Origin of the sequence: Frankia gtarii (genome assembly GCF_025403375.1) — a bacterium.
Classification (GTDB): Bacteria; Actinomycetota; Actinomycetes; order Frankiales; family Frankiaceae; genus Frankia; species Frankia gtarii.
This window is the reverse complement of sequence record NZ_JAMPTM010000375.1, coordinates 1-5,269: the sequence shown is the minus strand read 5'-3', so window position 1 is coordinate 5,269 and position 5,269 is coordinate 1. Positions and strand designations below refer to the sequence as shown.

Below are 5,269 nucleotides of genomic sequence, written 5' to 3'. Positions count from 1 at the left end.
GGGACCGGGGGTGGGAAGGCCAGCGGCGCGGGCGACAGCTGGGTCGCCGGCATCGCCGCGGCCCCCCCGACTGGTTCCGCACCGGGCGCGACCGACCCGCCAGGTCCGGACGGGCCCGCCGAGCCGGCGAATCCTCCCTGAGCGATGCGTCCCGTCGCGCCCTCGGAGCCAGCCGTGCCGGATGGTTGCGCCGCCGGTGTCGGGGCTGCGCCGCCGCGGCGTCCCCACCGCCGGGGCTGGGCGGCGGCGGTCTCGGCCGGCGTCGCCACCGGCGCCGGCCGAGCGGGTAGCGCCCCGCCGCCGATCAGCGCCGTGCGCAGCTCCTCGGCGCTCGGTCGGGCCGCGGCCTCCTTCGCCATCGCGACCTCGATGAGGCCGCGCAGTTCCCCGCTGACGCCGTCGAGCCGGGGCGGTTCGTTGATGATCCGGTAGAGGATCGCCTCCATCCGGCCGGTGCCGAACGGCGGCTGCCCGGTGGCGGCGAAGACCATGACCGCGCCCCAGGAGAAGACGTCGACCGCCGAGGTGATCGGCGCGTCGAGGATCTGCTCGGGCGACATGTAGCCGGGCGTCCCGATGGCCTGGCGCACGTTCCGGCTGAGCTCGGTGTCCGCGTTGAACTCACGGGCCAGCCCGAAGTCGATCACCTTCGGGCCGACTGGGGAGAGCAGGACGTTGCCGGGGGTGAGGTCCCGGTGCACGATTCCGGCGGCGTGGATGGCGCTCAGCGCGGTGGTGACGCTGACGGCGAGCTGCTCGAGGTCGGCGGGCCGCATCGGCCCTCGGAGCGACACGTGCCGGGACAGCGTCGGACCCTCGACGAACTCGGTCACGAGATACGGTTGCGGGCCGTGTGGGTCGGCGTCGAGCACGGCCGCCGTGGTGAATCGGCGCACCCGGCGCGCGCTCTCGGCCTCCCGGGCGAACCGGGCGCGGAACTCCGGGCGCTGCGCGAGTTCCGGCCGGATCACCTTGATGGCCACCGCGGTGCCGTCGGGGGCCCGGCCGAGGAACACCGTGCCCATGCCACCCTGGCCCAGCCGGCCGATCACCTGATAGGCGCCCAGGCGGCGCGGGTCCTCGGGCTGCAGCGGGCGCGCCGTGTTCCCGGACAGCGGTGGTGGTGTCGCCCCCGTCACCGTGCCCCACTCCCGCGGGGCCGCTTCGGCCCCGCATACCCCGCCCCGCGATCACGGACGCCGGCAGCGGCGTCCGTCTGACCCCATGTTCATACCAGGGGATGATGTAGTGCGGTGTTTCGAGATCGCATCAACGTTGGACGACACCCACTCCTTACCTACCGATCGCCGATAGAAACGGATTGATCGCTCTACGATACGAATTGGATGCCGGGCCGTACCCGGCGCGCCCTGACCCGGGAGGCCGCGTGCTCCGTCGTGCCGCGAAGTTCGAGGTGACGCTGAACCCGACCACGCAGTCCCTGCTCGACCCGATGTCCGCGGAGCCTCGCCAGTTCCTGCTCGACCGGGCCCTGGACGAGTTCGTCGCCGATCTCGGTGCGCTGGACGAGGCGGCCGCCGGCATGGTTCCGGGCGCCGCCCGCCCGCGCATCGACACCGCCATCGATGCGGCCGCGCCCGCGGTGGTCGACGGCACCCTGCTCGTCTCCGGCCAGGAGGTGATGCAGACCTGGGAGGCGCCGCTGATGCGGGCGCTGGCGCAGGCGGTCACCGCGCGGGGGAGCACGGTGCTGGAGATCGGTTTCGGTCTCGGGCTGTCCGCCGGGTTCGTGCAGGAGGTCGGCCCCGCCCGCCACGTCATCGTGGAGGCGAACCCGCGGACAGCCGAGGTCGCCGGGCAGTGGGCGCGGGCCGACGGCCGGCGCGGCGTGGAGATCGTCACCGGTCGCTGGCAGGACGTCCTGTCCGGGCTGGGCCGGTTCGACGGCGTCCTGTTCGACACGTATCCCATGGACGAGACCGAGGTCGACGAGTACGTCATGCGCGACGCGACCTTCGCCGAGCACTTCTTCGCGCCGGCCGCGGCGGCCCTGGCCGACGGCGGCGCGTTCACCTACTACTCCAACGAGATCGACTCGGTCTCCCGCCGGCACCAGCGTGCGCTGCTGCGCCACTTCCGCACGTTCGGCGTCCAGATCGTCGACGGGCTGCGGCCACCGGAGGACTGCAGCTACTGGTGGGCCCCCTCAATGGCCGTCATCGTGGCCCGCGGTCCTCGACGGGCCTGACCGCGGGCCGCGTCCGTGGCCTGTCCGCTCAGGCGGGCTGGTGCTCGCTGCGATGCCCGTCGCGAACCACATCGTCGCGGATCTTGCCGACCAGTTCCTCGAGGATGTCCTCCAGCGCGACGAGTCCCAGCACGGAGCCCTGCGCGTCGGTGACCCGGGCGAGATGGGCGCCGGACTGCTGCATCGTCGCGAGTGCCGTGCGCAGGCTGTCGTCGGCGCCGACGTGCGCCAGCGGCCGGATCCACTTCGCGGCCACCGGGCTCGACCGCCGTTCCGGCCGCGTCTCCAGCACGTCCTTCAGGTGCAGGTAGCCAAGCATCTCGTCGCCGGGGTCGTGCACCGGAAAACGGGTGAACCCGGTGCGGGCGGCGAGTCGCTCGACCTGCCGGGGAGTGATCGTCGGTGGGACCGTGACCAGTCCGTCCGGGGCGAGCAGCACGGCGCGCGCCGTGCGCTCCTCGAACGACAACGCCCCCGTCAGCAGCTCGTGTTCGTCGGCGGCGAGCAGGCCCTCACGGTGCGACTGCTCGATGAGGCCGGCCACCTCGTCGCGGGTGAACACACTGGCCACCTCGTCCTTCGGCTCGACGCCGACGATCCGCAGCGACATGCCTGCCACCGCGTTCAGGAGCATGATCACCGGCTTGCCCAGCCGGACGACGCCGACCAGCAGCGGAGCCAGCAGCAGCACGGCCCGATCCGGCAGGGCGAGCGCGATGTTCTTGGGGACCATCTCGCCGACGACCACGTGCAGGAAGGTCACCAGAACCAGCGCGATCGCGAAGGACAGCGGGTGCAGCAGCGCCGAGGGCAGCCCGGCTGCCTCGAAGGGACCGTGCAGCAGGTCCGCGATCGCCGGCTCGCCGAGCGCACCCAGCCCGAGGGTGCAGACGGTGACGCCAAGCTGCGCGCCGGCGAGCATCACCGAGACGTTCTCCATCGCGCCGAGGGTGATCCGCGCCAGCCGGGAACCCGCCTGCGCCAGCGGCTCGATGCTCGTGCGTCGAGCGGAGATCAGCGCGAACTCGGCGCCGACGAACAGCGCGTTGAGCACCAGCAGCAGGATCGTGGCGGCGATCGCCAGCAGGCCGCTCATCGCTGCGCCGCCTGCTCACGGTGACCCGCGGATCGTTCGCGGTCCCACGTCTCGGCGGGCCGTCTGGCCGCAGCCGGGTCATCCGCCACGGTGACCCCGGTTGGGGCCACTGGCTCGAGTCGGATCCGGTCCACCCGCCGGCCGTCCATCCTTTCGACGGTGTAGCGCACCCCCTCGACGGCCGCCGCGTCCCCCGCCCGGGGGATACGACCGAGCGCGCGGGCCACGAGCCCGCCGAGCGTCTGGTAGGTGTCGTCGGTCGGGATCCCGATTCCGGTGACGTTGCTTGCCTCCTCCGGACGCAGCAGGCCGGACAGCAGCCAGGTGCCGTCGTGACGGCGCAGGGCCCGGGGGGAGACCCGGTCGTGCTCGTCGACGACGTCGCCGACGATCTCCTCGATCAGGTCCTCGGCGGTGACCAGACCGTCCGTTCCGCCGAACTCGTCGACGACGATGGCCATCTGCAGGCCGCCGGCGCGCAGCGTCTCCAGCAGCGGCTCCAACAGGAGCGTGGAGGGAACCGTCACCGGCGCGACCATGACCTCACGCACCGGCGTGCGTTCCCGGTCGTCCTCGGGGACGCCGACCACGTTCTTGATGTGGATCACTCCTACGACGTCGTCGCTGTCCTCGCCGAGCACCGGGAACCGGGAGTGGCCCGTCCGCCGGGTGAGGGTGATGACCTCGCTGATCGGCTCGTCGGCATGCACCGTGCGCATCCGCATCCGAGGGGTCATCACGTCCTCGGCGGTCCGGTCGCCGAACAGCAGTGAACGCTGCACCAGCGTCGCCGTCTCCTGCGACAGGGTGCCGTGCTCGGCGGACCGGCCAACCAGGGAGAACAGCTCCTGGGCGGAGCGGGCCGAGGCCAGCTCCTCGTGCGGCTCGATGCCGAGCCGGCGCAGCACGGCGTTCGCGGTCGCGTTCAGGAAGCGGATGAGCAGACCCGTGGCCCGGGTGAACATCCGCTGCGGCCCCTGCACCGCCTTGGCCGTGGCGAGCGGATGGGCCAGCGCCAGGTTCTTCGGCACGAGCTCGCCGAAGACCATCGTCACCGCGGTGGCGAGCACCATCGCGACCACCACGGACAACGCGTCGGCCAGCCCGTCGGCGGCGCCGAGCGAGGTCAGCGGCCCGCGCAGCAGGGCGGCGATGGCGGGCTCGGTCAGAAAACCGATCGCCAGGTTCGTGACCGTGATCCCGAGCTGGGCCCCGGACAGCTGGGTGGACAGGCCGCGCAACGCGGCGAGCACGCCCCGGGCGCCTCGCTCGCCCCGATCGGCGGCTCTTTCCACCGTCGGCCGGTCGGCGGTCACGAGTGCGAACTCGGCTGCCACAAAGACCCCGCAGGTGGCAACGAGAGCCAGGCCGAGAATCAGTAGAAGCGCCTCGATCATCGGTCGACCCCCGCGGGCGCTTCTCCACGCGTGGGCCGGCCGGAACTACATCCGGCGTCGTCGGAGTCCTTCATGATCCCTTCCGTTTGGTCCGGGTCGGCCCGCCGCGCTGGCCTTACCCGCATCGCGCGGGTTCAACGCGCCGGGCAGCCCGTCCGTTTCACGATGACCTGTGGTCGCCGGACGGTCCAGACCTCGAGCGTGTTCGGTAGTAGATCACTGCGTTGTCTCGGGGACCGGACGCCGACCGAGGCCCTACCACTCGGCCACGAACCGCCACGAACCGCCACTACTCTCCCCGAACCGTCGCCCGCGCCCGCGGGATGCCGGCAGCCGGGGATGCCGAGCCGGCCGAGTCGGCGAGTCGTGGGCCTGAGCGGCCGTCAGGATGGGAGAAAGCAGTCCGGTTCCGATACGCCGGAATTCCTCACGTGTCACGGAGTGTGACAGCGGGAAGAAGGCGGGTGACGTCGCCGGGTGCCGCCACCCAGCCGCCGGACGAGGAGGTCGCCATGCATTGGCTCCAGACACGGTCCGCGTCAATCCCCACCCCGCCCAATCGGGTGC

General features: G+C 72.2%; 4 protein-coding genes. 1 reads left to right on the top strand and 3 read right to left on the bottom strand.

The genetic code is table 11. The annotated features are described in order from the left end of the window. Positions 1–1,139 (bottom strand): serine/threonine-protein kinase (locus NBZ83_RS29780; protein WP_261576281.1); only part of this gene is annotated, 1,139 nt, incomplete at its 3' end. A gap of 248 nt (positions 1,140–1,387) precedes the next feature. On the opposite strand from NBZ83_RS29780, the gene NBZ83_RS29775 reads away from it, so the two are divergent. Then, entirely contained in the window at positions 1,388–2,209 is an 822-nt protein-coding gene (locus tag NBZ83_RS29775; protein WP_136447574.1) for a class I SAM-dependent methyltransferase, read from the top strand. Between the two features lie 28 nt (positions 2,210–2,237). Here the strand turns inward: NBZ83_RS29775 and NBZ83_RS29770 are convergent, their stop codons facing one another. Further along, positions 2,238–3,305 (bottom strand): hemolysin family protein, encoded by a 1,068-nt coding sequence (locus NBZ83_RS29770; protein ID WP_261571178.1) that lies wholly within the window; start codon positions 3,303–3,305, stop codon positions 2,238–2,240. Continuing rightward, positions 3,302–4,702, bottom strand: coding sequence for a hemolysin family protein (locus NBZ83_RS29765; RefSeq protein ID WP_261571177.1), 1,401 nt, complete (start codon positions 4,700–4,702; stop codon positions 3,302–3,304). The genes NBZ83_RS29770 and NBZ83_RS29765 overlap by 4 nt, the downstream gene beginning before the upstream one ends. Positions 4,703–5,269: the final 567 nt, after the last annotated feature.